Here is a 25,304-nt window from a genome sequence, read left to right as displayed (position 1 = left end):
AAATAGTATTTTGAAAAGAATAATACTTGTATTTCTAGTATTATCATCTATTGGCATTTTAAGTGGATGTTTATATCCTCAAGATAAATTGGCGAAAAATCAAGTGCCATACGAAGATCAAATTCAAGTTGTTCAAACAGCCGTTAAAAAATTTCAAAAGGATAATGATGGTATTCTTCCGATAAAAACGAAGGATCAAAAAACACCAATCTATGAAAAATATCCAATAGAGTTTAAAAAAATAATACCACAATATCTGTCAGATGCACCAGGAAACTCTTATGAAAATGGCGGTATTTTTCAATATGTGTTGATTGATGTTGAAAATAATCCTACTGTCAAAATATTTGATTTACGTATTGCTGAAAAAATACGAGAAATACATATGAGAATTGATGCACAGGGCTATCCTCCATTTAAAAGGGAAGTTTCAAAAAATATTTATACATTAAACTATAAGAAAATTGGTTATAAGGAGGAGCCATATGTAATTTCCCCGTATACGAATCATAATCTTCCCTTTGTTATAACAGGACAAGGGGAAATATATGTGGATTATAGCAGTGATTTGTATAATGTCTTACAAAATAAAAATATTCACGTTAAAAAAGGTGAAGATATCCGCCCGATTTTAACGAAGGATTCTTTATTTGTACCAGCTTACTCCTTGCCATACACAGTGAATGAAAAAAATGAACCTATTTTTTTGACAAAATAGTCATAACCCTTTCTTTACAAAATATATTGTAGAGGAAGGGTTTATTTTATGGGCTTTGTTATTTAATTTTGAAATAAGAATGGACCTTTAATAAAGGAATACCAAATTTGTTATCGAGAAAATAGAATAACCTAGCCAATTTGATAGAAAAAAGTTAAATAAAAGAATCACATTATAGGCATAAGAGGATAGGACAACATCATACACATATAGTGTCCAAAACATTTTAAGGATGTAATGTCCCGGGAACTTAATGTGGGGAGGGAAACTCTTGAAAAAGGTTGATATTTTTAAAGATATCGCTGAAAGAACAGGTGGCGACATTTATTTAGGAGTAGTTGGTGCAGTAAGAACAGGAAAATCGACATTTATCAAAAAATTTATGGAATTAGTCGTTTTACCTAATATCGCAAGTGAAGCGGACAGAAATCGTGCACAAGATGAATTACCACAAAGTGCAGCAGGACGAACTATTATGACCACTGAACCGAAGTTTGTTCCAAACCAAGCTGTTTCTGTCCATGTTGATGATGGATTGGATGTGAATATTCGCCTAGTTGACTGTGTTGGTTATACAGTTCCTGGTGCAAAGGGTTATGAAGATGAAAATGGACCTCGTATGATCCATACACCCTGGTATGAAGAACCAATTTCCTTTCATGAAGCAGCCGAAATAGGAACGAGGAAAGTTATCCAAGAACATTCGGTTATTGGTGTGGTCATTACAACAGACGGATCAATCGGTGAAATTCCACGTCATGACTATGTAGATGCTGAGGAGAGAGTGATTGCAGAACTGAAAGAAGTAGGTAAGCCATTTATTATGGTAGTAAATTCAGCGAAGCCACATCATCCTGAAACAGAGTCCTTACGCTTATCCTTAGCGGAAAAATATGATATTCCTGTAGTTGCAATGTCTGTTGAAAGTATGCGTGAGGGAGATGTTCTAAATGTGCTTCGTGAGGCACTTTACGAATTCCCTGTCCTCGAAGTAAATGTTAATTTACCTAGCTGGGTGATGGTTTTAAATGAAAACCATTGGTTGCGTGAAAACTATCAGGAAGCAGTAAAAGAAACAGTTAAAGATATTAAAAGATTAAGAGATGTTGATCGGGTTGTTCACCAATTTAACGAATACGAATTTATCCAAGATGCAGGATTAGCTGGTATAGAAATGGGTCAAGGTGTAGCTGAGATTGATTTATTTGCTCCTGATGAACTATATGATCAAGTATTAAAAGAAATAGTTGGTGTAGAAATTCGCGGGAAAGACCATCTTCTTGAATTAATGCAAGATTTCTCACATGCAAAAAGGGAATACGACCAGATTTCAGATGCGTTAAAAATGGTAAAACAAACTGGATATGGAATTGCTTCTCCAACATTAGGAGATATGAGTTTAGACGAACCAGAAATTATTCGCCAAGGGTCAAGGTTTGGTGTGAGATTAAAGGCCGTTGCTCCTTCGATCCATATGATAAAAGTAGACGTGGAATCAGAATTTTCTCCGATTATTGGGACAGAAAAGCAAAGTGAAGAGCTTGTACGCTACCTAATGCAGGATTTTGAGGATGATCCATTATCGATTTGGAACTCTGACATATTTGGGCGAAACTTAAGCTCTATTGTTCGTGAAGGAATTCAAGCGAAGCTTTCCCTCATGCCTGAAAATGCTCGCTATAAGCTAAAAGAAACCTTGGAAAGAATTATTAACGAGGGATCAGGTGGTCTTATTGCAATTATACTTTAAAAAATAGCTAAAAACTGAAATGCCAGCTAAAAAAGCTTGGCATTTTTGTTGTTTAAATGAATTGTTTCCCATTATTTCATGATTTATTCTTGCTAAGCCGATTTTATTGTGATAATCTTTTAACAGAATTGTTGTTGATAGAGTAAATCAACTACATTCTATATGGCTTTTAACGGTTTACATGTATATAAACCGTCTAAAATGTTTAGTAATGTAAATATAACAAAAATCAAATGTTATTAATTTCTTGGGAGGAGGTGAATGGCATGAACAAAACAGAACTTATCAATGCTGTTGCTGAAAGCACAGAACTTTCTAAAAAAGATGCAACAAAAGCGGTTGATGCTATTTTCGAATCTATTCAAAATGCATTAGCAAATGGCGATAAAGTCCAATTAATTGGATTTGGAAACTTTGAAGTGCGTGAACGTGCTGCTCGTAAAGGACGTAATCCACAAACTGGTGAAGAAATCGAAATCGCTGCAAGCAAAGTACCTGCATTCAAACCAGGTAAGGCGCTTAAAGATGCTGTAAAATAATACATATGATTTACTTTGAGCGTGACGAAAGGGGCTGTAATTATACAGCCCTTTTTGTTTTAAAAAAATCCCCCCTATTCCCTAATCACCCTTTATAAAATTTGCAACTAATAACTTTTAATTGTTTATTCTTGTATTTTGCTGTGTTACTCTCTCTGTGCTAAGATTAAACATGTTAATCAATATTTTAAAAACGAATATGACAAATAGTAAGATGTTGTTTGCAGGAGGATACATCATGGTAGAAATAAATCACGGCCAAATTGAACAAGCAATCCGATTGATCATTGAGGCTGTTGGAGAAAATCCAAATAGAGAAGGTTTACTAGATACTCCGAAAAGGGTAGCGAAAATGTATGAGGAAGTATTTAGTGGTGTTGATCAAGATCCTAAAGATTTTTTTGATTTAGTTTTCAGTGAAGAACATGAAGAGCTTGTATTAGTAAAAGATATTCCTTTTTTTTCGATGTGTGAACACCATCTTGTTCCTTTCTTTGGTAAGGCACATGTTGCCTATTTGCCGCGAAACGGAAAAGTTACCGGTCTAAGTAAATTAGCTCGTGCAATAGAAGTAGTAGCAAAGCGTCCACAATTACAAGAAAGAATAACCACAACCGTAGCAGATGCAATAGCTGAAAAGCTCGAACCACATGGAGTGATGGTAGTAATAGAGGCTGAACATATGTGCATGACTATGAGAGGTGTAAAAAAACCAGGTTCAAAAACAGTAACAACTGCAGTCCGAGGTACTTTAGTAGATGATCAATACGCACGTTCAGAAATCCTTTCATTAATTAAATCATAAATGTTACCAATAGAAACTCTAATGTATTGGAGGTGTAATAATTGAGGAATATGAATAATAGTGGTGATTATATTATTATTAAAGCAATAGAAGATGGTGTGAATGTAATAGGATTAACTAGAGGATCAGATACAAAATTCCATCATAACGAAAAATTAGATAAGGGAGAAGTAATGATCGCTCAATTTACTGAACATACATCGGCAATAAAAGTTCGAGGAGAAGCGAAAATCTATACTAGTGTAGCAGAGTTAAATAGTGAAACGCATAAATAAGTAGTGATAATAAAATGTTCTAAATTATAAACTAGTTTCACAAATCTCACAGGCTATCTGTTTTTTATGTTATAATAATTTTTGCCTAACTTTTAGGTTTAATGAAATTTTTATATGTTAGAAATTGAGAAAGAAATGGGGATTAAGGGAAATGAACTTGCAAGAAGGGATGCAACAAATTGCTTCAATTAAAGAAACCATTCAACAAAGGATTTCACAAAATTATTTAATGCAGTTTATTGATGAGCCTTATATTGATGAGGATCGAATCATGATACTAGTTGAAAGCTTAAAAGATCATCATCTACCAACTGCGATTATAGAAAGGTTCGTTTCAACTGCAATGCTCATCCAAATTGCCCTTGATACCCATGATAAAGTAAATAATACAAATGAATCAATAAAGCCGCGACAATTAACTGTTTTAGCTGGGGATTATTATAGCAGTTTATATTATAAAATGTTAGCAGAGGTTGAAAATGTACCACTTATCCGAACTTTGGCGGAAGGAATTAAGCTTGTTAATGAATATAAAGTCTCTTTGTATCGGATAGATGATCACGATATTGATGGGTATATTCATACATTAAAAAAAGTGGAATCAACAATTGTGTCAAAGTTTATTCATTTCTTTGGCTGTCAGCATCTATCAGTATTGGCAGAAGAAATGTTGCTAATAAACAAATTAATAGATGAAAATGAGAAGGTTTTAGCTGGAAAGAACTCAAACATCTTCGAAGCAATTATTAAGTTATTATTTCCTGCCAATCAAAAATCTTATCATCAATTATCTTTAGAAAATAAAACATTGTTTAATCAGACATATCAAAAATACATAGATCAATCAAAAAATAGAATAAGGGAAGAAATGGAGAAAATAAAACTCAATCAATTATTAGATCAAAGAATAAATTTTCTTCTGAATCAAGAATCTAAAGAAAACAATATTTGGAAGAGGGCTAAGTAATGCAATCAAAAGAAGAGCGTGTTCATGACGTCTTTGAAAAAATTTACAGCAATTATGATAAAATGAATTCGGTCATTAGTTTTAAACAACATGTTAGCTGGCGTAAAGATACTATGAAAAAAATGGCCGTTGAAAAAGGAAAATCTGCATTAGATGTTTGTTGCGGAACTGGAGACTGGACCATTTCTTTAGCAGATGCAGTTGGGCCGGAAGGAAAAGTTTACGGCTTGGACTTTAGTAAAAATATGCTTAAAATTGGTGAAGAGAAAGTCCAACAATTAGGTTTAAAGCATGTTGAAATGATTCACGGAAATGCAATGGAGCTCCCATTTGATGATAATACTTTTGATTATGTAACCATTGGGTTTGGATTAAGGAATGTACCCGATTATATGCAAGGATTAAAAGAAATGCATCGTGTACTTAAACCAGGTGGTTTAGCGGTATGTTTGGAGACTTCACAGCCAACCTTATTTGGATATCGTCAGCTCTATTACATGTATTTTCGTTATATTATGCCTATAATGGGGAAACTGTTTGCAAAAAGCTTTAAGGAGTATTCGTGGCTTCAAGAATCAGCTCGAGATTTTCCGGGTATGAAGGAACTTGCAAATATGTTTGAAAGAGTGGGATTTAAGAACATTCAATATAAAGCATATAGTGGGGGCGCTGCAGCATCACATATAGGCTATAAAGAGAAATGATAAGCTGGGTGGATATTATATGAAATTACAAAGATTGTATTCGTTTTTAAAGACGGATATAGATGTAATAGAAAAGGAACTGGTTGCTGCAATACAGACTAGATCAGATTTACTTCAAGAAGCATCATTAAATTTAATTAGAGCAGGCGGGAAAAGAATTCGCCCTGTATTTGTTCTTTTATCTGCTAAATTTGGAAATTATGATATTGAAATCGTGAAAAATGTTGCGGTGTCTTTGGAACTTATCCACATGGCATCACTCGTTCATGATGATGTAATTGATGATGCCGAGCTTCGTCGAGGTAAACCTACAGTGAAAGCAAAATGGGATAATCGTATTGCTATGTACACCGGTGATTATATATTAGCGCGTTCGCTTGAATACATGACAAAAGTGGAAAATACATCAGCCCATCGAATTTTATCGGATACAATGGTGGAAGTTTGTATTGGAGAAATAAAACAAATAGAAGATAAGTACTGCTTTGATCAAAACTTAAGAGACTACTTACGTCGAATCAAAAGAAAAACAGCAATTTTAATTGCTGCAAGCTGTCAGCTTGGGGCAGTTGCTGCAGGGACAGATGAAGATATACATAAGAAGTTATATAAATTTGGCTATTATGTTGGTATGTCTTATCAAATAATAGATGATATTTTGGATTTTACTGCATCAGAAAAAGAACTTGGTAAACCAGCTGGAGGCGATTTGCTTCAAGGGAATATCACATTGCCTGTATTGTATGCGATGCAAAATCCAATTATTGGCAGGGAAATTATGAAAGTGAATGAGAACACATCGAAAGAGGAAATGCAAAATCTTATTTCGATGATCAAAGCATCTGGTGCTATTGAAAAATCAAATGATATTAGCCAAAGATATTTGCAAAAAGCATTAGCTATTCTGGATCAGCTTCCTAATAATCGTGTAAGAAAATCATTGATAGACTTAGCTAATTTCATAGGGAAACGTAAATATTAATAACCCTTTCATTGCTAAAATTCTAAAATAATGATAATATTTTCGAGGATACATAGTCCAGGCTACATACATAGTAGGAGGAATTATAATGGAAAAAACATTTTTAATGGTAAAACCTGATGGTGTTCAAAGAGAATTAATCGGTGAAATCGTTTCTCGCTTCGAGAAAAAAGGATTTCAACTTGTTGGCGCAAAACTAATGAGTATTTCAAAGGAATTAGCTGAGAAGCACTATGGTGAACATAAAGAACGTCCATTTTTTGGTGAATTAGTTGACTTTATCACTTCAGGACCTGTTTTTGCAATGGTTTGGCAAGGTGAGAATGTTATTGCTACAGCACGCCAAATGATGGGTGCAACTAATCCAAAAGATGCTACACCTGGAACAGTTCGCGGTGATTTCGCAGTAACGGTTGGTAAAAATATTATTCACGGTTCTGATTCTCCTGAAAGTGCAGTTAGAGAAATTGGGTTATTCTTCAAAGAAGAAGAGCTTGTAGAGTATTCTAAACTAATTAACAACTGGATTTATTAATCAGTGAAGCACCTTGGTCAGTCTCAGACAAAAAGATTTTTAATTCTATGAAATTCATTTTTGGATTTTATGGGCTGATGATTTTGACCTTGAACAAACTGTTTTTCTATAGACTATAAAAAAAGATTGGCTTATATTGCCAATCTTTTTTTATAATGGTAAGAAAGTATAAAATTTACTAAGGATATTAGGCATGAAAAGTGTCTGCTATGTCTAGCTCCATCGCCTATCGGCTAGCGGATTTCTCCGTCTCCTCCCTACGATAAGTCAACATCGACTCGTCCCTCGCCGTGTTTCCTTTATCTCAGTCGAAGACTACGAAATCCGTACGCCGATGGGCAAGGCGCTTGCGCTTTTCTTATTTTGTAAAAAAGTTCACACCTCATTTAGTTAAAAATTCGCTATACTGATAATAGAGTTGTAAATATTTTCTTAGGAGAAATGTGAATGAGCAGGGATTATTTAGAATTTATTAATCAGATAAAAAGAAAAACTAATATTGATTTGTCCTTATATAAAGAGGCGCAGATGAAAAGAAGGTTAACATCATTATATGAAAAAAAAGGTTTTTCATCTTTTACAGAGTATTTTCAAGAAATAAATAAAAACCCGGAAATTTTTAATGAATTTTTAGATCGAATGACGATTAACGTATCTGAGTTTTACCGCAATATTCAGAGGTGGGATGTTTTGGAGAATAAAATACTCCCTAGTCTACTTTCTGAAAAAAGGACTCTAAAAATATGGTCAGCTGCATCTTCAACAGGTGAGGAACCTTATACGTTAGCAATGATCTTATCAAAATATCTTCCTTTATCAAACATCTCTATTCTAGCAACTGATATAGATGAAAAAGCGATACAAAAAGCTAAACTAGGGATATATCCAGAGCGATCATTAAATGAAGTTCCCGAACATATTAAACGGAAGTATTTTAAGCAGCAAGAAGCATATTACCAAATTTCAGATGAAATCAAAAAGACGGTTACATTTCGGCAGCATAATTTACTTTCTGATCCATTTGAATCAAACTATGATTTAATCGTTTGTCGAAACGTTCTTATTTATTTTACTGAGGAAGCGAAAGATCTTTTATATCATAAATTCAATGCTGCACTAAGACCTGGAGGAATATTGTTCGTAGGAAGCACGGAACAAATTTTTAATCCACAATTATATCATTTTAAGGTTGAAGATACATTTTTTTATAAAAAGCAATGATAGAGACTTACAAAGCCTTTCTTAAAAAAATTCTAAATTTTATAGTTTATCTCTATTGGAAGTTATGTTATAGTGATACATAAATCCTTTAAAGTGTTGAAGGAGGAAAAATTATGAGGTATTTAACATCTGGAGAATCACATGGTCCGCAGCTTACTACTATTATTGAAGGTTTACCAGCCGGTATGCCTTTAACTGCGGAAGATATAGATTTCGAACTTGCTCGTAGACAAAAAGGTTATGGTAGAGGAAGAAGAATGCAAATTGAAACAGATACAGCTAACATACAAAGTGGTGTCAGGCATGGTTTAACTCTCGGGTCACCACTGACTATTTCTGTTGAAAATAAAGATTGGAAGCATTGGACAAAAATCATGGGAATTCCTCCACTAGAAGAAGGTTTGGAAGAAGAGGTTAAAAGAAAAGTCACTCGTCCTAGACCAGGTCATGCTGATTTAGTCGGAGGAATTAAATACGGGCACCGTGATATGAGGAATGTATTAGAACGTTCATCAGCAAGAGAAACAACCGTTAGGGTAGCAGCAGGTGCAGTAGCTAAAAAACTCTTATCATTATTAGGTATAGAAGTGGCAGGTCATGTGCTAGAAATTGGTGGAGTACGGGCAAATCCCCCTGAGTACTCTAGTTTGCAAGAGCTAAAGGATAAAACTGAAAAATCACCTGTTCGCTGTTTTGACAAAACAGTTGAAACGAAAATGATGGAAGCAATAGACAATGCAAAGAAAAACGGAGACTCCATTGGTGGAATTGTTGAAGTTATTGTGGAAGGAATGCCATCAGGTGTAGGTAGTTATGTCCATTATGATCGAAAATTGGATGCAAAAATTGCTGGGGCAATTATGAGCATAAATGCATTTAAAGGGGTTGAATTCGGTCTCGGTTTTGAAATGGCAAGAAAACCTGGAAGCCAGGTCCATGATGAAATTTTATGGAACGAGGAAAAAGGCTACATAAGAAACACCAACCGATTAGGAGGATTTGAAGGTGGAATGACTACCGGTATGCCAATTGTGGTCCGAGGTGTGATGAAGCCTATTCCGACATTATATAAGCCATTACAAAGTGTTGATATTGAAACGAAAGAACCTTTTACTGCAAGCATAGAACGCTCAGATAGCTGTGCTGTACCTGCCGCTAGTGTTGTAGCAGAATCGGTTGTTGCTTGGGAACTAGCCTCCGCAATTGTGAGTCAATTTTATAGTGATCGTTTTAGTACGCTGAAAGAGATTATTGAGCAAGAAAAAATATATGGTAGGTCTTTTTAGAATGGAAATAGTAGATATTCATACATCCTCAAAAGATTATCAAGTATTTATTGGCGAAAATATTTTGCGAAATGTACTCCCTAATTTGGAGAATTTTACAAAAATCTTACTAATTACAGATGAAACAGTTAGTAAATATCACGTAAATAAAATAATGAATGATCTGCCTCAAAGGATAGAAACGGTTATTTATACCACTCCTAGTGGAGAGAAAGCGAAAACCTTTCAAGTATATGAGGATTGTATATCATTTGCATTAAAAGAAGGACTTGATCGAAAGTCTGTCATCCTTGCCTTTGGTGGCGGGGCAATAGGTGACTTAGCTGGCTTTGTAGCGGCAACCTATATGCGTGGAATTCCTTTTATCCAAATACCGACAACTATATTAGCTCATGATAGTGCGGTTGGGGGAAAGGTCGCAATCAACCACTCGTTAGGCAAGAACATGGTAGGGGCATTTTATCAACCTGAAATGGTGGTTTATGATACAAGTTTTTTAAAAAGCTTGCCCGAAAGGCAACTTAGAAGTGGATTTGCCGAAGTAATTAAACATGCACTTATTTCAGATTCAGACTTTTTAATGCAATTAATGGAAAATGTTACTTCAATCGATCAAGTGAATGGTGCTTTGTTGACACAGTTCCTAAAGCAAGGAATTGAAGTGAAGGCATCAATTGTTAGTCAAGATGAAAGAGAAACAGGGGTAAGAGCGTATTTAAATTTTGGCCATACACTTGGTCATGCTCTTGAGGCTCAAGCGGGGTTTGGTGAACTTACCCACGGTGAAGCTGTGATGTGTGGCATGGTGTATTCACTATTATTAAGCAAAAAAATAGTTGGCCTCGAATTTGATCTTCATCCATTTATTTTATGGATTGAAGCGCTAGGTTATAAATGGAGAATCCCTTCTAATATGTCTTTTGAAAAGATTTTTGAGTTAATGAAAAGAGATAAAAAATCAATTTCTGGGAAGCCAACTTTTGTCTTGCTTAAAGATATTGGTAACCCTGTTATGATGGAAGTTGATGAAAAGCTTTTGAAGGATACGTTTTATATGGAACAGGGGGAGTAATAAATGATCCGGGGTGTTCGGGGGGCAACAACTGTTTCAAATAATCAAGAAGCTGAAATTATTGAATCAACAGAAGAGTTACTAAAAGAGATGATTGAACAAAATGATTTGGAAGCAACTAATGTTGCTTCTGTTTTCATATCTGTTACCTCAGATATAAATGCCACTTTCCCCGCTAAAGCATTGCGGAGGCTCCCTGATTGGACATATGTACCAGTTATGTGTATGAAAGAGATTAATGTAGAGGGGAGTTTACCGCTTTGCATTCGTATTATGATGCATATTAATACAGATAAAGCTCAGCAAAAGATCCATCATGTTTATTTAAGAAACACATCTATATTGCGGCCTGATCTACAAAAAAATTAGGTAGGAGTTGAGTTTATGAAATGGAATAGTCAAATTTTGAATCTTAATGCATATCAGCCTGGTAAATCTATTGAAGAAGTAAAAAGAGCATATAATCTTGAACATATATATAAGCTTGCTTCAAATGAAAATCCTTATGGATACTCCAATAAAGTAAAAAAGGTAGTTGATGAAGAAGGGAGCTCTACTTTTTCCTATTATCCTGATGGATATGCTACTGATTTGCGGGGAGAACTTTCAAAATTTTTAGGAATAGAGCCAACTAAGCTTATTTTCACAAATGGTGCGGACGAATTGCTTCATATTATCGCTAAAGCTCTTCTTGCATCTGGTAAAAATACAGTAATGGCAACCCCTACTTTTTCGCAATATAAGCATAATTCATTACTCGAGGGTGCAGAAGTCAGAGAAGTTCCATTAATTGATGGAGAACATGACTTAAATGGGATTCTAGATAGGATTGATCATCAAACAGCAATCGTATGGATATGTAGTCCGAATAATCCTACTGGTATTTATATATCCGATGCTAATCTTCAAGAGTTTTTAAATCAAGTTCCGAAAGACGTCTTAGTCGTTCTTGATGAAGCTTATTTTGATTATGTCTGTGCAGATGATTATTATGATGCTTTATCTTTAGTAAATAAATATTCCAATCTGATTGTAGTACGTACATTCTCAAAAATATATGGTCTTGCAAGTTTTCGAATTGGATATGGTGTAGCATCTGAGGAAATTATTAAAGCATTAGAACCAGTTCGGCAACCCTTTAACACAAATGTTTTAGCTCAAAAGGCTGCATTGGCAGCATTAAAAGATCAAGAATTTGTAACACGATGCCGAAATTTAAACAGAGAAGAACTCGAACGTTTTTATCAATTTTGTGATCAGCATAGCTTGAAATATTATCCATCTCAAACAAATTTCATATTAATTGATTTTCAATGTGATGGAGATGAAGTCTTTTCATTCCTTCTTTCAAAAGGCTATATTGTTCGCTCTGGGAAACAACTGGGTGCACCGACTTGTGTTCGTATTTCAGTTGGGACAAGAGAGCAAAATGAAGGGGTAATGAAAGCAATGGAAGCATTTCTTAATCATACATCAGCTATTAAATAAGGTGTTTAAAATATTTAACTGCCATTTCACTGAATGGAACATCCAGGGGGAGACGATTTGCAAGGAAATATATTTATTATAGGATTAGGTTTAATTGGTGGATCAGTTGCATTAGCTATTAAAAAAGAACACCCGAATGTAACAATTTTTGGATATGATACGAATCAAAGAGAAATGTATAGAGCAAAAATATTAAAGGTTATTGATTTTGAGGCTGAAAGCATCCGAAATGGTGCAGAGAAGGCAGATGTAATCATTTTATCCGTTCCTATTATAGAAACAGAAAAAATCATAGAAGAATTATCTAAATTAAACCTGAAACAAAATGTAATTATTACCGATACAGGTAGTACAAAAAAGACCATTTTAAATAAAGCATCAATATTATCAAATAAGGGTATTTGTTTTATTGGCGGTCATCCAATGGCAGGCTCACATAAAAGTGGTGTAGTTGCTGCAAAAGATACTTTATTTGAAAATGCATTTTATATTTTAACTCCAACTCCAGATCTGCCAAGAGAGAAAATTAATTTATTGAAAGATTTACTTGCAGGTACAAATGCTAAATTTCTTGAAATATCAGCTGAAGAACATGATGAAATGACTGGGATATTAAGTCATTTTCCTCATATTATTGCGGCATCACTTGTTGGCCAAGCACATTCGTATGAGGAAAAATATCCACTTTTAAAAAGATTGGCTGCAGGTGGATTTAGAGATATTACAAGAATTGCTTCTTCAAATCCAAGTATGTGGGCAGATATCAGTCTTCGAAATAAAGGTGTGATCATTAATTTATTGAATGATTGGATCCATGATATGAGAGATATTAAGAACATAATTGAAAAGGAAGAATACGATCGAATTTACCAATTTTTTGCTGAAGCAAAATCTTATCGGGATCAATTACCTATACATAGTACAGGAGCGATTCATTCCTTTTATGATCTATATGTGGATGTTCCTGATTATCCTGGAATTATTTCAGAAATAACGGGTTATCTTGCTGAAGAAAGAATAAGTATTACGAATATAAGAATTTTAGAAACGAGAGAAGATATTTATGGAGTTCTTCGTATTAGTTTCCAAAATATAAAAGATCGTGAAAAAGCAATGGATTGTTTGAAAAGAAGAACAAACTACGAATTATTTTTACAATAGTAAGACAACAAAAAGAAGGTGATTTGATGAATCTAGTCCAACTCCAATCTACAAAAAGTTCTTTAAAAGGAAATATCTCAGTACCTGGTGATAAATCGATTTCGCATCGTGCCATAATGTTTGGTGCTATTGCGAAAGGAACTACAACTGTAAGAAACTTTTTAAATGGAGCAGACTGTAGGAGTACAATCGATTGTTTCCGAAAACTCGGAGTGAAAATTGAGGAAATAGAGGATGAGATAAAAATATATGGCAATGGGTTTAACGGTTTACGTGAGCCTATTGAAATACTTGATGTTGGGAATTCTGGTACAACAGCTCGTCTTATACTTGGACTGCTAGCAGGAAGATCCTTTCATACAGTTATCATTGGTGATGACTCAATTGCAACAAGGCCAATGAAACGTGTTACCCAGCCGCTTAAAGATATGGGTGCGGTCATACATGGTAGGGATGATGCTAATTATACCCCAATATCCATTCAAGGAGGACAATTGCATCCTATAAATTATCAGATGCCTGTGGCTAGTGCACAGGTAAAATCATCATTATTGTTAGCTGGCTTACAAATTGAAGGCGAAACGACAATTATTGAGCCTCTTTCCTCTAGAGATCATACAGAGAGAATGATAAAACAGTTTGGCGGTCAGTTATCTACTGAGCAAAATACAATAAAAATAATAGGACCACAAAATTTTCAGGCAACAGAAGTTCATGTACCTGGTGATATTTCTTCAGCTGCTTTTTTCATGGTGGCTGCTGCCATAATAAACGATAGTGAAATCATTCTAGATAATGTTGGGTTAAACCCAACAAGGACAGGTATTATTAGTGTTATGCAACAAATGGGTGCAGATATTCAAATAGACCCTAATAAAATTAGTCAGAGCAGTGAACCGAACGGGACAATTACTGTCAGCACATCACAATTAAAAGGTATTGAAATCGGTGGAGAATTAATTCCTCGTTTAATTGACGAAATACCTATTATCGCTCTTTTAGCTACACAAGCGGAAGGGAAGACAGTAATTAAAAATGCCGAAGAATTAAAGGTAAAAGAAACAAATCGAATTGACACAGTTGTAAAAGAACTAAACACACTAGGAGCAAATATTGAAGCAACACGGGACGGAATGATCATTTATGGAAAAACACCATTAAAGGGCGGGACTGTAAGTAGTTATGGTGATCACCGTATCGGAATGATGTTAAGTATTGCTGCTTTAGTTTGTGAAAAGGAAGTTTATTTAGAAGGATCGGATGCAGTAAAGGTTTCCTATCCTACATTCTTTGAAGACTTAGATCGATTAATTAGTAAATAATCAATGGTCATTTTCTTCTCCATCATGGCATAAGCTTGTCTATATACTATGTAAGATGGAGGAGAAATGATGTATATTATTGATAAAGCAGATATATTTTTTGAGGAAGAACAAAATGTTAAGAAACAATCACTCTTTATAAAAAATAATACGATTCATTCTATAAAAACAGACTTTGTGAAAACAGCCCTCATGAGAATGAATGTTTCATCCTTTATTATGACTCCTACACATGTCATGCTGGATTCAGACATCCCCGTTTCCACATTTCAAATTCAAAAAAAATACTTCACAACTAATTTTCTATTAAAAGGCTGTCATACAATTATTACACCATTTACCATTCAAAATGAATGGAAATTTGATCAAGAACTTCATAAAAAAAGGGTATCATTATTAAATAGTCCGGTTGATTATGTTTTAGCTGTTAAACTTCCACTTGAGAAGCTATCAACAAATATTATTAGGAAATGTAAAAAGGGAAAAATTGCAATTATCTTTTGTGAAATCCATGATGAATCTTCACTTAGCCAAATCCCATGGGGATGGATTCGTGAAGCAATGTTTCCATACAATCCTATCCTTGTTCCTATCTACTTAGTAAATGATCATTCTAAGAAAAAAGCGATTTTAAAAAAATGGAACGATATTTTGGGTTATGAAAAAATTCCGAGTTTATCCGATGAAATGCCTAAAAAAACGCCAATAAGTGTAAAAAATTTAAAGAAATTTGGACTATATCCGAAAAGAGGAGATTTGCATATTGGGGGAGAAATAAATTATAATCTCTATTTTAAAAACAAGAAAGTTGCTGAACAAAAGGGGATTCATTATGATAATGATAGATTAGCTATAATGGTGCACAAAGGAAGAGTGACGACTACTTTAAATACAACAAAATTTCGTCCTGGATTTGGGGAAGAAATTGTTATTAACGGAACTTCCCTTTTTGTGTAAATTTTTCGTTTTTAGAGGAGATATATTGTTATGAATAATATACAGCAAATGATTCATTTTTTAGAAGATGGTAGTATGGAGAAAGCGGCTGAAGTGCTATCAAAAGTTAAAGTATCGGGTAATGATGAAGAAAAATATATACTTGCAGAGGAATTATTGCAATTAGGATTTTTAAATGAAGCAAAAGAATTATATGAGTTATTATTAAGCTTGTACCCAAATGAGGGAGAAATAAAAGTTTCTTTGGCTGAAGTATTAGTTGAAATGGATAATGAGGAAGAAGCGATAAATTATTTAGATTCAATACATGAATCAGATCCGGAATTTCCTCGCGCTTTACTGATTTTAGCCGATCTATATCAAATGCAAGGTTTAGTGGAAGTCAGTGAAAACAAATTACTACAAGCGAAAGAAATATTACAAGATGAACCGATAATTGACTTTGCTCTAGCTGAATTATATGCTTCTCTTGGGAGAAATGCAGAAGCTATCAAACTTTACGAAGCCTTACTTACCACTGGCGAGGATACTTTTGCTGGAGTCAATATTAATAGTCGTTTAGGGGAAGTATTAAGTTCTGCTGGAAAATTTGAAGAAGCTCTTCCATATTTTGAGCAAGCATTAGAAGAAAATATCGAGATTAATACATTATTTGGATATGCTTTCACTGCATATAAAGCAGGATTTTATAAGAAGGCTATCGAATTATTTCTACAATTAAGCGAGTTGGATCCGGAGTATCACTCTTTATATTTATATTTAGGGAAGTGTTACGAAAGTGAAGAGGATCTAGGTCTCGCCTTAGAGGCAGTAAAATCAGGTATTGCTGTAGATGAGTTTAATAAGGAATTATTCCAATTCGGTGGGAAAATAGCTCTAAAAATGGCAAATGAAGAGCTTGCAGAGCATTATTTTCGAAATGCTCTAGTGTTAGACCCAGGTTATCTAGATGCGGCATTAACTTTAAATAAGCTACTTCTTCACCAAAAACGATATGAGGATGTGATAGAAATCATATTACAAATGGAAAAAGAAGGTGACATCGATCCGCAATTACATTGGGACGCTGCTATTGCTTTCCAAAATCTTGAACAATATCAAGATGCATTAAAACATTATCAGCAAGCATATAATGATTTAAAGAATAACATCGAATTTTTATCAGCTTATGGCTACTTTTTAATTGAGGAGGGTAATCGGGCAGAAGCATTATCTATTTTCCGATTACTATCACATGAAGATCCGTTAAACGAAGAATGGATATCACTTTTAGAGCGTTTGGAAGATAATTAAAAGCATATTTTCATTATGCGACAGGAGGGATTTCATTGGCTGCCACCCCTGTATCTGTCAACGAGAAGAAAGATTTTATACGCTGGTTCTTGAATCATTATCAATTAAAAAGAAGAGAATCAGTCTGGATATTGAACTATTTAATGAGTCATGATCAACTAATGGAAAAAGTGCATTTTGTTGAAGAAGCTCAATTTTGTCCTCGGGGATTAATTATGTCGACACATTGTGTTGATAATGTACCATTCCGATTTTACAAAGAAAATATTATGACAACAGATGCTGAAAAGTCGTTTCATGATATTCGATTAAATCGGGAAGATGATATTTATATTCAATTAAATTTCAAGGCTGCAAACATATCATACCAATATGCAGCGGTCTTAGAAGAAAACCCATACATGCCTAAATTGTTACGTATCAATGATGAGGATCGAGTGATCGCGGAAAAATTTCTCCAACAAAGTATTACAAGTTTTAAAAGGGAAAAGTTGTTACGTGAAATCGATGAAGCACTTGATAATCACGATGTTATTACTTTTAAACGTTTAACAGAACAGCTTAAACAATTATAGCGAACAAGTTCTCCTCTTGCATATGCAAGGGGGCTTTTTGTTGTCAAGGTGCTTGGATCATTTCGATTCCTTTTGATTGTTAAGATAAGTCTCTTTCTTTATAATAAAAGTGGCAATCATTTAAATTAAGAAAGATGTTTTTTCTTTTTTGCATGTTATGTATATATATTCGAAATAATATGAGTAGGAGTGTTTATATGAACTGGAATGGAAAAGATGTTGAAGTTTATTTAAAAGAACAACAATTCATTGATACTGCTGTTGTTCCCTTACTACCGATATCATTTGGTACGGAAATGAAACAGGCGGCTTCACAAGGTGAATTCATTGATTTATTATCAATGCATCTTGAAAGACAATTTAAAGGTAGGATGATGCTCTTCCCAGCTTTAACGTATTTGACTAGTATTAGCAATGAACAAAAAATGGACATGCTCCAATCCTGGGAGGTGAAATTAAAAGAAAGTGGGTTTACTCATATCTTTTATTTAACATCTGATAGTATTTGGAGAGAGCAAGGGGAGATAGCAAAGCAAGTGATATGGCTCCCTTCCGTACCGCTTGAACATATGGACGAACAGTATAAACATTCCATTTTAGAGGATCAAGTGAAGCAATTAATAAATATTATTGTTCAACAATGGCAAACTATAAAATAATTCGGATATTCGTCACATTGTTGACATGTTTTTAAACTAGACACATATTGACCTTGTTAAATTATTGATATATCATGGTTATGTCCTAGTTTGTATTTGTGCGATTATAAATTTGTCCATTGGACTTACCTTACTGTTAGAGGGGGGAAAAGGATGAGCAAGAATCCTGTAACAAGACGCCAATTCCTTAGCTACACGCTTACGGGTGTAGGTGGGTTTATGGCAGCCGGAATATTAATGCCAATGGTTCGTTTTGCAGTAGATCCAGTTCTGCAGCATAGAGGTGCTGGAGAATTTCATGCGACGAAACAAAAGGTTGCTGACTTGACCAATGAACCTGTTCGTGTTGAATTTACTTATGAGCAAGTCGATGCATGGTATAAGTCAGACGTTACACAAACTGCTTGGGTTTATAAGGATGCGAAAGGCGAAATTGTAGCGCTTTCACCTGTTTGTAAACACTTAGGTTGTAACGTTACATGGGGAGAAAACAAGCAGCATCCAGATCAATTCTATTGTCCTTGTCATGGTGGACGCTATGAAATCAATGGCAAAAACATTCCTGGTACACCACCGTCAAAACCTTTGGACGCATATCCAACAAAAGTGAAAGATGGTTACTTGTACTTAGGAAAACCGAAAGAAAATCCATTTGTGAAGTAAAGGAGGCGTAATCATTGCTTAACAAAATCTATGATTGGGTGGATGAGCGCTTAGATATTACGCCTTTATGGCGAGATATCGCTGATCATGAAGTACCTGAACATGTAAACCCTGCCCATCATTTTTCAGCATTTGTTTACTGTTTTGGTGGATTAACCTTTTTCATAACGGTAATCCAAATCCTTTCTGGTATGTTTTTAACGATGTATTATGTGCCAGATATCAAAAATGCTTGGGAATCTGTTTACTATCTTCAAAATGAAGTAGCATTCGGGCAAATTGTTCGTGGTATGCACCATTGGGGAGCAAGTCTAGTAATTGTTATGATTTTCTTACATACTCTGCGTGTTTTCTTCCAAGGAGCATACAAAAAGCCGCGTGAATTAAACTGGATCGTCGGTGTTCTTATTTTATTTGTAATGCTTGGATTAGGTTTAACAGGTTATTTGTTGCCTTGGGATATGAAAGCGTTATTTGCAACAAAAGTTAGTTTGCAAATCGCTGATTCTGTTCCATTAATCGGGCCTTATGTTAAGACACTACTTTCCGGACATCCTGATATAGTTGGTGCACAAACATTAACACGTTTCTTTGCGATTCATGTGTTCTTCCTGCCAGCTGTATTATTAGGATTAATGGCGGCCCATTTCTTAATGATCCGTAAACAAGGTATTTCGGGTCCACTATAAAATTTAATTTGCAATAATAACTGATTTATAACTCTTTAAAAAGAAGGAGGGGGACGTAATGCATCGTGGAAAAGGGATGAAATTTGTAGGGGATTCACGTATTCTTGATCCTTCTGTACGTAAACCAATGGGCCCTAAAGATTATTCTGAGTACCCTGGTAAAACAGAAGCCTTTTGGCCAAACTTTCTATTGAAAGAATGGATGGTTGGTGCTGTTTTCCTAGTTGGCTTTTTATGTTTAACAGCAGCACATCCAGCACCACTAGAGCGTATTGCCGATCCGACAGATGCGGGTTATATCCCAATGCCTGACTGGTATTTCTTATTCCTTTATCAAATGCTGAAATATTCATATGCGTCAGGACCGTACAATGTTATCGGATTGGTTCTTCCAGGTATAGCATTCATTGGTTTACTTCTAGCTCCATTTATTGATCGTGGACCACATCGACGTCCATTAAAACGTCCATTAGCAACGGGATTTATGTTATTATCAATTGCGGCTGTTTTCTATTTAACATGGGAAGCTGCAGCACATCATGACTGGAAAAAAGCTGCAGAGCAAGGCAAGATTGTTGCTTCTGTAGATATTGATAAGGAGTCAGATGGATATAAGGTTATTTCCAAGCAAACATGTATAACATGTCATGGTGATAATCTTTCAGGCGGTCCTGCTGCACCATCATTAATTGGTACAGGGTTAAGCGCGGATGAAGTAGCAAAAATTGCTCAGCACGGTATAGGAAATATGCCGAAGGATCAATTCAAAGGTACTCCTGATGAATTGAAGAAACTTTCTGAGTTTATTTCAAGCTTAAAAGCTAAATAATCATAAATAAAAAAAGCTGGCATATTGCCAGCTTTTCTTTCGAAATCATTTGATTGAATAGTTTGATAATAGGGGACTAAAGTCGAAAGTGGGGGAATGCATGAAATTTATCTATCCAATTCTAGCAGATAGAAAGTTTTTACTTTTGTTATTTATCATTAATCTTGTAGGCTCAATATATGGGTATATCTGGTACAAGCCGCAATTGGTAGTTACACCTGTTCAATTTCTTCCGTTTGTTCCTGATAGCCCGACTGCTAGTTTATTTTTCACCATTGTTTTGCTTGCATTTTTATTAAAAAAGAACTGGCCAATATTTGAAGCATTAGCGATAGTCACCCTTTTTAAATATGGTATTTGGGCTGTAGTTATGAACATTTTAACGCTAATTGTTACTGGCGATTTGCCGTGGGAAGGATATATGTTAATTATTTCTCATGCAGCAATGGCAATAGAAGGAATTCTATATTCACCATTTTATCGAATAAAGCTAAAGCATTTAATTTTCGTTGCCATTTGGACATTGCACGATGTTGTAATTGATTATGTATTCATGCAATATCCGAAATACGGTGGATTAGAAATGTATGTTCGTGAAATTGGCTATTTTACCTTTTGGTTAAGTATTGCATCTCTTGCAATAGCATATTATTGTTCCGTTAGAAAGAATAGTATAAAACTAACTATTAAATAAACTCTTTTAGAATAAGTTTATGGTCTACTCTTGTCCAACCTATCATACACTTTAGTAGTAGTTTGAGGGGGGACAAGAATGAAGAAAAAAATATTTATCCTTCTATGCTCTTTAGTTTTTCTTTCAAATATTCATGTATCAGCTAAATCACCTACCACTATAGAAAATTTGGACAAGCTGGCAGATACAGCACTTCAATTAACAAAGCTTGGTCGCTTTGTAGACGCGGAAAAAATACTAGAACAATTTCAGGAGGAGTTTTCGGAAGCAGCAACAGATACACTAATATTTTCTATGGATGAAATAAAAATATTATTAACAGCTCAAAATGAAGCAAAGAGGGCTTTGTCAGAAATTAATAAGCTGCCAGAAGAAAAAATTAATAAAGTAACAAAGCTTCGTTTGGCTGTAGATGCTATGCATTCACACTACCAGCCGCTATGGACCGAATTACAAGAGCCGATTATGTCAGCTTTCTCGCAAATAAAGGAAGCGGTTAAAGCGAAAGACTTAGATGTCTATCAAATGAAACTTAATTCTTTTTTAACTAGATATTCATTAATTGAGCCTAGCTTAAAAATAGATATTCCTGTAGCAAAAATACAAAGACTTGATGCTGAAATTACTTTTATTGATAAATACCGTGAGAAAATTATGGAAGATGATACACAATTTATCCAATTAGATATGTTGGAAGCTGATTTACAAAATGTGTTTGATCATATATCAGAGGATGAGACAGATCCCTCCATTTGGTGGGTAATTATTACAACGGGAAGTATCATTATTCTTACATTATCCTATGTAGGCTGGAGAAAGTATAAAGGTGAGACGCATACAAAGCAGAAAGAGCATAATGATTGACCCTCACACATGAATCGAATAAAATATAATTAAATAACTCGAGATGTGGAGGTTAAAATGGGATCATTTATCATTTACTATATCATCATAGCGCTAATTCCTATTTGGGCCCAAATGAAAGTAAAGGGTACATTTAATAAGTATGCAAAGGTTCCAACTACTGCAGGGATGAACGGTGCAGAAGTAGCAAGAAAAATTTTAGACGATAACGGATTATATAATGTAAAAGTAGTTGAACACAGCGGTTTTTTAAGTGATCACTATAATCCAATGACGAAAACAGTTCATTTATCCTCTTCAAATTATCATGGACAATCTGTTGCAGGTGCAGCTGTTGCTGCTCATGAAGTTGGACACGCGATTCAGGATAAAGAAAACTATGGTCCATTGAGATTCCGTCACTCTTTAGTACCAGTTGCGAATATTGGCTCTAATCTTTCTTGGATTTTTATCCTTATTGGAATGTTTTCGCATATTCCTAATATGCTGTTGATTGGTATCATTTTAATGTCCGCAGGTGTATTATTTCAATTGGTAACATTACCAGTAGAATTTAATGCTTCGTCCAGAGCTTTGGATCAAGTCGTGACATTAGGAATAATCAATAATAGTGAAGAACATGATGCTAGAAAAGTATTAAATGCCGCGGCATTAACATATGTAGCTGCTGCTGCAGTTGCTGTAATTGAATTATTACGTATGATACTGGTATTTACAAATATTTCAAGGGATGAATCGTAATATAAAAGGAAGGCAATCTTATGATAGCCTTCCTTTTTTCATATATAATAATGTCTCACATTATATTTCAATTGGCTTCTTATTCTCATCAAGAGTAAATCCTTCTCCTAATACATCATGGACAATCGTTACAGAAACGAATGCATGAGGATCGACAGAATGTATTAATCCCTTTAATCGGACAATTTCATTTTTGCCAACGACACAATAAAGGACGTCTTTATCTTCTTTTGTATATGAACCATGGCCGCGTAAGACAGTAACACCACGATCCATATCATTCATAATCAGATCGGCGATTTCCTCATGCTTTGGTGAAATAATTAATGCACCCCTTGCTGTATACGAGCCTTCCTGCATAAAATCAATTACCCTTGCCCCAACAAAAACTGCAACTAAGGTATACATCGCTTCACGATAATCTAAATAGGTTAAAAGCGATAAAATGATTACACATGCATCAAAAATGAACATTGTTCTTCCCATCGCAAGCCCTTTATATTTATAAAAGAGGCGGGCAATAATATCAACTCCACCGGTTGTTCCTCCGTAACGAAAGATTATTCCCAATCCGATCCCGATGAAAATACCTGCGAATAGTGCAGCAAGAAACATATCATTTTCAAGAGGAATATTAAAGTGCTTCCTTTGAAATATCCATAAAAAGACTGAAGTTGCAACAGTACCTATAATTGTATAAATGAATGCTCTTCTTCCGAGTAATTTCCATCCGATGAAAAAAAGTGGGATGTTTAATACTAAGTTAGAGTATGAAGGGTCTATATGAAAAAGAGCATATAGAAGCAAATTAATGCCGGTAAATCCGCCCTCAGCTAAATGATTTTGTATATTAAAATGAACTATACCGAATGAAAAAATAGCAGAACCTAATAAAATAAATAAAATATTTCTAATCTTTAATCCATTAAACATTGCTGCTTCCTCCTGTCCTTATGAGTATAGATTGTCCAATATATGAAGATTTAAGTAGATATATATAAATAATCCAATTATGCACAACGTTCTAATTATAATAGAATTGAATACGAACTAGCAATGGTTGGATAATAAAAAAAACTGAGTTGTTTAGATAGGTGAATGATCAAAAATATTTGTAAATACCTGCAGATTTAGCTAACATGAAGAGAGAATAAGCGAGGTGTTAAGTGAATTGGATAATAAAACAATAAAAGAAATGCAGCAAGATGTAGATAACTATATTAGTCAATTTAAAGAAGGTTATTTCAGTCCACTTGCCATGGTTGCACGATTAACTGAAGAACTGGGAGAATTAGCAAGAGAAATCAATCATTACTATGGAGAAAAACCTAAGAAATCTTCAGAAGAAGAAAAAACGATTGAGGAAGAATTAGGAGATTTACAGTTTGTACTAATTTGTTTGGCAAATTCATTAAACATAGATCTTCAAGAAGCACATGAGAGAGTTATGCATAAATTTAACACTCGAGATAAAGATCGTTGGACAAAAAAGTAGGCTCTTTTCTGAAACATTGTTGCTTTCTGTAACAAAGTAAAAATCGGCAGTAGGATTTTTACAGTTATTTACTACATTCATAATGAGTATGGGATGATGAAAAGAGCACGAAGCCTATTTTTTTAGAATTGGAGATATATACGAAAAGCAACAATCTATGCGAAAACAGCCTAAAAGTAAAATGTAAGGAGATTAACTTCTATGAATAAATTGAAAGTCATTATTGCAGGTCCTCGTGGAAGAATGGGAAAAGAAGCAGTGAAAATGGTAAATTCTATTAATAACTTTGAATTAGTGAGTGTTCTAGACCATAAACATGATGGCCAAATGCTAAACGAAATTGAGGATTTTCATAAATATACGAACATCCCTATCTACTCTAATATTGAAGAATGTCTACAAAAATCAAAAGCAGATGTTTTTGTTGACTTAACTACACCTGAATTTGGATATTTCCATACAAAAACCGCGCTTCAATATGGAGTAAGACCAGTAGTTGGCACCACAGGCTTCACTCAAGAACAGCTACAGGAATTAAAGAAAATAGCAGAGGAAAAAGAAATTGGATGTATAATTGCTCCCAATTTTGCTATAGGAGCAGTATTAATGATGAAATTTTCCCAAATGGCAGCTAAATATTTCAATGATATCGAAATAATTGAGCTACATCATGACAAAAAATTAGATGCACCTTCAGGCACTGCTGTTAAAACGGCGGAAATGATATCAGATGTAAGAGAAACAAAAGAACAAGGTCATCCGAACGAGAAGGAAACGATGCAAGGGGCACGGGGCGCTAATATAGATGGAATGCATATCCACAGTGTTCGTTTGCCAGGATTAATAGCACATCAACAAGTTCTATTTGGAGCAGATGGACAAACATTAACTATTCGCCACGATTCCTATAATCGAGCATCATTTATGTCTGGAGTAAAGTTGTCCATTGAAACGGTTATGAACTTAAGTACATTAATTTATGGATTAGAGAATATTATAGAATAATCTATGGGGTGGTTA

General features: G+C 34.6%; 29 protein-coding genes. 28 read left to right on the top strand and 1 reads right to left on the bottom strand.

Going from position 1 to position 25,304, the window contains the following annotated elements:
- The first annotated feature begins 10 nt into the window (after positions 1 to 10).
- From ACQKP0_RS07220 to ACQKP0_RS07095, 26 genes are all read left to right on the top strand, one after another.
- A complete protein-coding gene (locus ACQKP0_RS07220) occupies positions 11 to 718 on the top strand; it encodes a hypothetical protein (protein ID WP_427405148.1) in 708 nt (235 codons plus the stop codon).
- 271 nt (positions 719 to 989) lie between these two features.
- Positions 990 to 2,468 carry a stage IV sporulation protein A gene (gene spoIVA / locus ACQKP0_RS07215; RefSeq protein WP_427405147.1) on the top strand — a complete coding sequence of 493 codons (1,479 nt, stop codon included), beginning with the start codon at positions 990 to 992 and terminating at the stop codon, positions 2,466 to 2,468.
- Positions 2,469 to 2,734: 266 nt separating this feature from the next.
- A complete protein-coding gene (locus ACQKP0_RS07210) occupies positions 2,735 to 3,007 on the top strand; it encodes an HU family DNA-binding protein (RefSeq protein ID WP_066228667.1) in 273 nt (90 codons plus the stop codon).
- 238 nt (positions 3,008 to 3,245) lie between these two features.
- Positions 3,246 to 3,812 (top strand): GTP cyclohydrolase I FolE, encoded by a 567-nt coding sequence (gene folE / locus ACQKP0_RS07205; RefSeq protein WP_427405146.1) that lies wholly within the window; start codon positions 3,246 to 3,248, stop codon positions 3,810 to 3,812.
- 50 nt (positions 3,813 to 3,862) lie between these two features.
- Positions 3,863 to 4,087, top strand: a complete 225-nt coding sequence (gene mtrB / locus ACQKP0_RS07200) for a trp RNA-binding attenuation protein MtrB (protein WP_427405324.1) — start codon at positions 3,863 to 3,865, stop codon at positions 4,085 to 4,087.
- A 151-nt stretch (positions 4,088 to 4,238) separates the two neighbouring features.
- Positions 4,239 to 5,054, top strand: coding sequence for a heptaprenyl diphosphate synthase component 1 (locus ACQKP0_RS07195; protein ID WP_427405145.1), 816 nt, complete (start codon positions 4,239 to 4,241; stop codon positions 5,052 to 5,054).
- Positions 5,054 to 5,758: a demethylmenaquinone methyltransferase gene (menG, locus tag ACQKP0_RS07190; protein WP_427405144.1), complete on the top strand. Its 705-nt coding sequence runs from the start codon at positions 5,054 to 5,056 to the stop codon at positions 5,756 to 5,758. The genes ACQKP0_RS07195 and menG overlap by 1 nt, the downstream gene beginning before the upstream one ends.
- Before the next feature lie 19 nt (positions 5,759 to 5,777).
- The gene (gene hepT, locus ACQKP0_RS07185) at positions 5,778 to 6,740 is read left to right on the top strand and encodes a heptaprenyl diphosphate synthase component II (protein WP_427405143.1); all 963 of its coding nucleotides are present in this window, start codon (positions 5,778 to 5,780) and stop codon (positions 6,738 to 6,740) included.
- Between the two features lie 88 nt (positions 6,741 to 6,828).
- Positions 6,829 to 7,275 (top strand): nucleoside-diphosphate kinase, encoded by a 447-nt coding sequence (gene ndk / locus ACQKP0_RS07180; RefSeq protein WP_427405142.1) that lies wholly within the window; start codon positions 6,829 to 6,831, stop codon positions 7,273 to 7,275.
- 447 nt (positions 7,276 to 7,722) lie between these two features.
- Positions 7,723 to 8,496 (top strand): CheR family methyltransferase, encoded by a 774-nt coding sequence (locus ACQKP0_RS07175; RefSeq protein WP_427405141.1) that lies wholly within the window; start codon positions 7,723 to 7,725, stop codon positions 8,494 to 8,496.
- A 113-nt stretch (positions 8,497 to 8,609) separates the two neighbouring features.
- Positions 8,610 to 9,782, top strand: a complete 1,173-nt coding sequence (gene aroC, locus ACQKP0_RS07170) for a chorismate synthase (protein WP_427405140.1) — start codon at positions 8,610 to 8,612, stop codon at positions 9,780 to 9,782.
- A gap of 1 nt (position 9,783) precedes the next feature.
- Positions 9,784 to 10,854 (top strand): 3-dehydroquinate synthase, encoded by a 1,071-nt coding sequence (gene aroB / locus ACQKP0_RS07165; protein ID WP_427405139.1) that lies wholly within the window; start codon positions 9,784 to 9,786, stop codon positions 10,852 to 10,854.
- A 3-nt stretch (positions 10,855 to 10,857) separates the two neighbouring features.
- Positions 10,858 to 11,223, top strand: coding sequence for a chorismate mutase (gene aroH / locus ACQKP0_RS07160; RefSeq protein ID WP_427405138.1), 366 nt, complete (start codon positions 10,858 to 10,860; stop codon positions 11,221 to 11,223).
- 15 nt (positions 11,224 to 11,238) lie between these two features.
- Positions 11,239 to 12,342 (top strand): histidinol-phosphate transaminase, encoded by a 1,104-nt coding sequence (hisC, locus tag ACQKP0_RS07155; protein ID WP_427405137.1) that lies wholly within the window; start codon positions 11,239 to 11,241, stop codon positions 12,340 to 12,342.
- Between the two features lie 57 nt (positions 12,343 to 12,399).
- Positions 12,400 to 13,503: a prephenate dehydrogenase gene (locus ACQKP0_RS07150; protein ID WP_427405136.1), complete on the top strand. Its 1,104-nt coding sequence runs from the start codon at positions 12,400 to 12,402 to the stop codon at positions 13,501 to 13,503.
- A gap of 26 nt (positions 13,504 to 13,529) precedes the next feature.
- On the top strand, positions 13,530 to 14,825 hold the full coding sequence (gene aroA / locus ACQKP0_RS07145; protein WP_427405135.1) for a 3-phosphoshikimate 1-carboxyvinyltransferase: 1,296 nt from the start codon (positions 13,530 to 13,532) through the stop codon (positions 14,823 to 14,825).
- 69 nt (positions 14,826 to 14,894) lie between these two features.
- Complete coding sequence (locus tag ACQKP0_RS07140) at positions 14,895 to 15,782, top strand: hypothetical protein (protein ID WP_427405134.1); 888 nt, start codon at positions 14,895 to 14,897, stop codon at positions 15,780 to 15,782.
- A gap of 30 nt (positions 15,783 to 15,812) precedes the next feature.
- On the top strand, positions 15,813 to 17,075 hold the full coding sequence (locus ACQKP0_RS07135; RefSeq protein ID WP_427405133.1) for a tetratricopeptide repeat protein: 1,263 nt from the start codon (positions 15,813 to 15,815) through the stop codon (positions 17,073 to 17,075).
- Between the two features lie 35 nt (positions 17,076 to 17,110).
- Positions 17,111 to 17,650 carry a ReoY family proteolytic degradation factor gene (locus ACQKP0_RS07130; RefSeq protein WP_427405132.1) on the top strand — a complete coding sequence of 180 codons (540 nt, stop codon included), beginning with the start codon at positions 17,111 to 17,113 and terminating at the stop codon, positions 17,648 to 17,650.
- A gap of 197 nt (positions 17,651 to 17,847) precedes the next feature.
- Positions 17,848 to 18,309, top strand: coding sequence for a YpiF family protein (locus ACQKP0_RS07125; RefSeq protein WP_427405131.1), 462 nt, complete (start codon positions 17,848 to 17,850; stop codon positions 18,307 to 18,309).
- A 153-nt stretch (positions 18,310 to 18,462) separates the two neighbouring features.
- Positions 18,463 to 18,972: a ubiquinol-cytochrome c reductase iron-sulfur subunit gene (locus ACQKP0_RS07120; protein ID WP_427405130.1), complete on the top strand. Its 510-nt coding sequence runs from the start codon at positions 18,463 to 18,465 to the stop codon at positions 18,970 to 18,972.
- Between the two features lie 14 nt (positions 18,973 to 18,986).
- Positions 18,987 to 19,661 carry a menaquinol-cytochrome c reductase cytochrome b subunit gene (gene qcrB, locus ACQKP0_RS07115; RefSeq protein ID WP_427405129.1) on the top strand — a complete coding sequence of 225 codons (675 nt, stop codon included), beginning with the start codon at positions 18,987 to 18,989 and terminating at the stop codon, positions 19,659 to 19,661.
- Between the two features lie 58 nt (positions 19,662 to 19,719).
- Entirely contained in the window at positions 19,720 to 20,490 is a 771-nt protein-coding gene (locus ACQKP0_RS07110) for a c-type cytochrome (protein WP_427405128.1), read from the top strand.
- A 100-nt stretch (positions 20,491 to 20,590) separates the two neighbouring features.
- Complete coding sequence (locus ACQKP0_RS07105; RefSeq protein ID WP_427405127.1) at positions 20,591 to 21,184, top strand: DUF1405 domain-containing protein; 594 nt, start codon at positions 20,591 to 20,593, stop codon at positions 21,182 to 21,184.
- 78 nt (positions 21,185 to 21,262) lie between these two features.
- Entirely contained in the window at positions 21,263 to 22,048 is a 786-nt protein-coding gene (gene ypjB / locus ACQKP0_RS07100) for a sporulation protein YpjB (protein WP_427405126.1), read from the top strand.
- Between the two features lie 57 nt (positions 22,049 to 22,105).
- Positions 22,106 to 22,789: a zinc metallopeptidase gene (locus ACQKP0_RS07095; protein WP_427405125.1), complete on the top strand. Its 684-nt coding sequence runs from the start codon at positions 22,106 to 22,108 to the stop codon at positions 22,787 to 22,789.
- Between the two features lie 60 nt (positions 22,790 to 22,849).
- Here ACQKP0_RS07095 and ACQKP0_RS07090 read toward each other — a convergent pair whose 3' ends face one another.
- Positions 22,850 to 23,722, bottom strand: a complete 873-nt coding sequence (locus tag ACQKP0_RS07090) for a YitT family protein (RefSeq protein WP_427405124.1) — start codon at positions 23,720 to 23,722, stop codon at positions 22,850 to 22,852.
- Between the two features lie 238 nt (positions 23,723 to 23,960).
- Here ACQKP0_RS07090 and ACQKP0_RS07085 point away from each other — a divergent pair, with 238 nt between their 5' ends.
- The gene (locus ACQKP0_RS07085; RefSeq protein ID WP_427405323.1) at positions 23,961 to 24,284 is read left to right on the top strand and encodes a nucleotide pyrophosphohydrolase; all 324 of its coding nucleotides are present in this window, start codon (positions 23,961 to 23,963) and stop codon (positions 24,282 to 24,284) included.
- A gap of 201 nt (positions 24,285 to 24,485) precedes the next feature.
- Entirely contained in the window at positions 24,486 to 25,289 is an 804-nt protein-coding gene (dapB, locus tag ACQKP0_RS07080) for a 4-hydroxy-tetrahydrodipicolinate reductase (RefSeq protein ID WP_427405123.1), read from the top strand.
- Positions 25,290 to 25,304 lie beyond the last annotated feature (15 nt).

The organism is Heyndrickxia sp. NPDC080065, assembly GCF_050281185.1.
Taxonomy (GTDB): Bacteria; Bacillota; Bacilli; order Bacillales; family Bacillaceae_C; genus Heyndrickxia.
The sequence above is the reverse complement of the archived record's forward strand: the minus strand, read 5'-3'. Positions and strand labels throughout refer to the sequence as shown.

Excerpts from the sequence above, each read along its gene's own strand:
- ACQKP0_RS07090 (WP_427405124.1), bottom strand. The coding sequence starts at position 23,722 with ATGTTTAATGGATTAAAGATTAGAAATATTTTATTTATTTTATTAGGT.
- ndk (WP_427405142.1), top strand. The coding sequence starts at position 6,829 with ATGGAAAAAACATTTTTAATGGTAAAACCTGATGGTGTTCAAAGAGAA.
- ACQKP0_RS07140 (WP_427405134.1), top strand. The coding sequence starts at position 14,895 with ATGTATATTATTGATAAAGCAGATATATTTTTTGAGGAAGAACAAAAT.
- aroB (WP_427405139.1), top strand. The coding sequence starts at position 9,784 with ATGGAAATAGTAGATATTCATACATCCTCAAAAGATTATCAAGTATTT.
- ACQKP0_RS07095 (WP_427405125.1), top strand. The coding sequence starts at position 22,106 with ATGGGATCATTTATCATTTACTATATCATCATAGCGCTAATTCCTATT.
- ACQKP0_RS07120 (WP_427405130.1), top strand. The coding sequence starts at position 18,463 with ATGAGCAAGAATCCTGTAACAAGACGCCAATTCCTTAGCTACACGCTT.
- menG (WP_427405144.1), top strand. The coding sequence starts at position 5,054 with ATGCAATCAAAAGAAGAGCGTGTTCATGACGTCTTTGAAAAAATTTAC.
- hepT (WP_427405143.1), top strand. The coding sequence starts at position 5,778 with ATGAAATTACAAAGATTGTATTCGTTTTTAAAGACGGATATAGATGTA.
- ACQKP0_RS07125 (WP_427405131.1), top strand. The coding sequence starts at position 17,848 with ATGAACTGGAATGGAAAAGATGTTGAAGTTTATTTAAAAGAACAACAA.
- ACQKP0_RS07175 (WP_427405141.1), top strand. The coding sequence starts at position 7,723 with ATGAGCAGGGATTATTTAGAATTTATTAATCAGATAAAAAGAAAAACT.
- ACQKP0_RS07110 (WP_427405128.1), top strand. The coding sequence starts at position 19,720 with ATGCATCGTGGAAAAGGGATGAAATTTGTAGGGGATTCACGTATTCTT.
- aroH (WP_427405138.1), top strand. The coding sequence starts at position 10,858 with ATGATCCGGGGTGTTCGGGGGGCAACAACTGTTTCAAATAATCAAGAA.
- hisC (WP_427405137.1), top strand. The coding sequence starts at position 11,239 with ATGAAATGGAATAGTCAAATTTTGAATCTTAATGCATATCAGCCTGGT.
- aroA (WP_427405135.1), top strand. The coding sequence starts at position 13,530 with ATGAATCTAGTCCAACTCCAATCTACAAAAAGTTCTTTAAAAGGAAAT.
- ACQKP0_RS07135 (WP_427405133.1), top strand. The coding sequence starts at position 15,813 with ATGAATAATATACAGCAAATGATTCATTTTTTAGAAGATGGTAGTATG.
- ACQKP0_RS07210 (WP_066228667.1), top strand. The coding sequence starts at position 2,735 with ATGAACAAAACAGAACTTATCAATGCTGTTGCTGAAAGCACAGAACTT.
- ACQKP0_RS07195 (WP_427405145.1), top strand. The coding sequence starts at position 4,239 with ATGAACTTGCAAGAAGGGATGCAACAAATTGCTTCAATTAAAGAAACC.
- dapB (WP_427405123.1), top strand. The coding sequence starts at position 24,486 with ATGAATAAATTGAAAGTCATTATTGCAGGTCCTCGTGGAAGAATGGGA.
- ypjB (WP_427405126.1), top strand. The coding sequence starts at position 21,263 with ATGAAGAAAAAAATATTTATCCTTCTATGCTCTTTAGTTTTTCTTTCA.
- ACQKP0_RS07105 (WP_427405127.1), top strand. The coding sequence starts at position 20,591 with ATGAAATTTATCTATCCAATTCTAGCAGATAGAAAGTTTTTACTTTTG.
- mtrB (WP_427405324.1), top strand. The coding sequence starts at position 3,863 with ATGAATAATAGTGGTGATTATATTATTATTAAAGCAATAGAAGATGGT.
- aroC (WP_427405140.1), top strand. The coding sequence starts at position 8,610 with ATGAGGTATTTAACATCTGGAGAATCACATGGTCCGCAGCTTACTACT.
- folE (WP_427405146.1), top strand. The coding sequence starts at position 3,246 with ATGGTAGAAATAAATCACGGCCAAATTGAACAAGCAATCCGATTGATC.